Source organism: Methylomonas sp. LWB, assembly GCF_001856095.1.
In the GTDB taxonomy this organism is placed as follows: domain Bacteria; phylum Pseudomonadota; class Gammaproteobacteria; order Methylococcales; family Methylomonadaceae; genus Methylomonas; species Methylomonas koyamae_A.
This window is the reverse complement of sequence record NZ_MKMC01000059.1, coordinates 1-2,951: the sequence shown is the minus strand read 5'-3', so window position 1 is coordinate 2,951 and position 2,951 is coordinate 1. Positions and strand designations below refer to the sequence as shown.

Genomic DNA, 2,951 nt, shown 5'->3' with positions numbered 1-2,951 from the left:
GGGCCAGCTCGGTTTGCAAGGCTTCGATGACCAGCACTTGGCCGGGATAATCTTGCAGCTTGCCGGCCAAGGCCTGCTGAGTCAGACACCAGCCGGCACCGGCATTGGCGATCATGTAATCCAAGCGTTCCTGCGGATAGTCGGGGTCCAACGGCACATAAGCCGCACCGGCCTTGACGATCGCATGCAGGCTGACCACCAACTCCAGGCAGCGCTCCATACACACCGCCACCAAGCTTTCGGTGCCGACGCCTTGCGAGATTAGATAATGCGCCAATTGGTTGCTGCGCCGTTCCAGTTCGTCGTAGGTCAATTGGCGTTGTTCGAACACCAACGCCACCGCCGCCGGCGTCCGTTGCGCCTGACGGCTTAACAATTCCGGTATCAAGGCGTCCGGGTACGCGTACTCGGTGGCGTTCCAGTCTTCGAGACAACGCTTTCGTTCTTGGGCCTCAAGCAAGCCAAACTCGGCCAAGGGTTTAGCGCCGGCCGACAACAGGAAATTCAACGCCGATTTAAAATGCGCCAACAGCCTGTTGACGGTAGCGGCGGCAAAAACCTCGGCTTGGTACATGGCCTTGATTTGCAATTGCTCGCCCGGCACGACGACCAGCGTCAGCGGATAATTGGTTTGCTCCTTAAAATGCGCGGCAACGATTTTTAAATCCGCCTGTTCGCCAGTCAACAAGCCCGCTTCCAATGGATAATTTTCCAGCACCAGCAAACTTTGGAACAAAGACTGCCCTGCGGCAACGCGACCGCTACACTCCATGATCTTGCTCAACGGCAAAAAAGCATGGGCATCGCGCCTAAATTGTTCGGCGGTCAAAGACTGCAGCCATGCGCCGACCGATTGCCGGTTATCGATATGGGCCGCGACCGGAATCGTATTGATGAACAGCCCCACGACGTCCTCTATCCCAGGCAATTGCGGCGGACGACCGGAAACCGTCATGCCGAACACGACGTTTTGCTCCGAGCTGTACCGGCTCAGGATCAAAGCCCAGGCCGCCTGCAACAACACCGCTAGCGTGGTGCGCTCCTGTTTAACGAAAGCGCCGATGCGGCCGCTTAATTCCGCCGCCCAAACCGTCGCCGCGTCGGCATAACCGGCAGAGGTTTTCGGTTCGACGCAAGGCAGCACGGTCGCGCCCTGAATCGCCGCCAACTGTTGTTGCCAATATTGCATGGCCGGTTGAGGATCTTGCTGTGCCAGCCAATGCAGATAATCGGCAAACGGCCTGAGCGGTTTTGCCTGGTAGGCCTGTCCCTGCACCGACGCTTGATACTGCTTGGCAACGTCCTGCAAAACCAAAGGCAAGGACCAGCCATCCATCAACAAATGATGGTAACTCCAGAGTAAACAATATCGCCGCTCGCCCAGTTTAATTAAGCTCAAATGCGACAACGGGCCACGGCTGACGTCGAAGCCTTGCCCGGCTTGTTGCTGCTGCAATAACGCCTGCCGTTGCCGCTGTTCGTCGGCCGCCATGTAGCTCCAGTCCAGTACCTGCCACGAGCAAAACCCGGTTTCGATCAATTGCTGATAAGGCTTGCCGCCGCTTTGTTGCCAAATAAACACCCTTCTTAAAGCATCGTGGCGCAGGAAAACCGCCCACCAAGCTTGTTTAAACAAATCGGCTTGCAGATCGCCCTCGAACGTCAAAACCACCTGTTGGCAGTAAACGCCTTTGTCGTCATCGTACAAGGCATGAAACAGCATGCCTTCCTGAGTCGGCGACAAGGGCAGGCATTGGTTATCGCCATCGGCGGCGAGCACCGATTGTTCGGCTTGTTTAGCCAAGCCGGCCAATTCGGCTATGGTCTGGCCGAGGAACAAATCCTCGACGCGCAACTCAAGGCCCGCCTCTCTGGCTCTGGCCACAATCTGAATACTTAAAATAGAATCGCCGCCCAATTCGAAGTAGTTGTCGTCGATGCCGATGCGGTCTTGGTTCAAGACTTCCCGCCAGATACCCACCAAGCGTTGTTCCACGGCATTGCGCGCTTCCCGGTAGGGCTGTTGGACTTGAATGTCCGGTTCTTTCAGCGCTTTGCGGTCCAGTTTGCCGCTAGCGGTCAACGGCAGTTGCTCTAGCCTGACAGTTTGGCTCGGCCGCATGTAATCGGGCAGTTGCTGCAATTGCTGCTTGACGGCCTGATCGAAGTCGGCCGCGTGGCTCACCACATAAGCCACCAAGCGTTTACTTTGCCCTTGGCTCCAAACCTTGACCGCCGCCTCTTGAATCTCGGCATGCTGTTTGAGCACGCTTTCGATTTCGCCCAACTCGATCCGAAAGCCTCTGAGCTTAATTTGGCCGTCTTCCCGGCCTTGGTATTCGATGACGCCGTCGGCCCGGTAGCGGCATAGGTCGCCGGTCCGGTACAGCCTTTCGCCTTGACCGAACGGATTGGGTACGAAGCGTTCCGCGGTCAGCTGCGGCTTTTGCTGATAGCCGCGCGCCAAGCCGATGCCGGCGATGTACAGTTCGCCGGACACGCCGATCGGCACCGGCTGCAGTTGGCCGTCGAGGATGTATAAACGTAGGTTGTCGATCGGTTTGCCGATCGCGACGATGGGGCTGGCGGTGTCGTCTTCATGGCAAGGCCATTCGCTGACGTCGATCGCCGCTTCGGTCGGGCCGTAGAGATTGTAGAGACGCGCCGATGTCAATTTGCCGTAGACCTGTTGTTGCAGGCTCAACGGTAAGGCTTCGCCGCTGCAGATGATGCGCCGTAAGCTGTTGCAGTGTGCCGCTTCGGGGTCGTCGATGAAGGCTTGCAGCATGGACGGCACGAAGTGCAGGGTGTCGATGTGCTGGGCTTGGATCAGTTTGGCCAGGTAATCGCTGTCTTTATGTCCGCCCGGTTTGGCGATGACCAAACGGGCGCCGGCGATCAACGGCCAGAAAAATTCCCAGACCGAGACGTCGAAGCTGTACGGGGTTTTT

The 2,951-nt window shown here is 57.4% G+C and carries 1 protein-coding gene; it reads right to left on the bottom strand.

Going from position 1 to position 2,951, the window contains the following annotated elements; translation table 11 throughout:
* Positions 1 to 2,951: condensation domain-containing protein (locus BJL95_RS19480; protein WP_139306343.1), on the bottom strand; the 2,951-nt coding region annotated here is incomplete at both ends.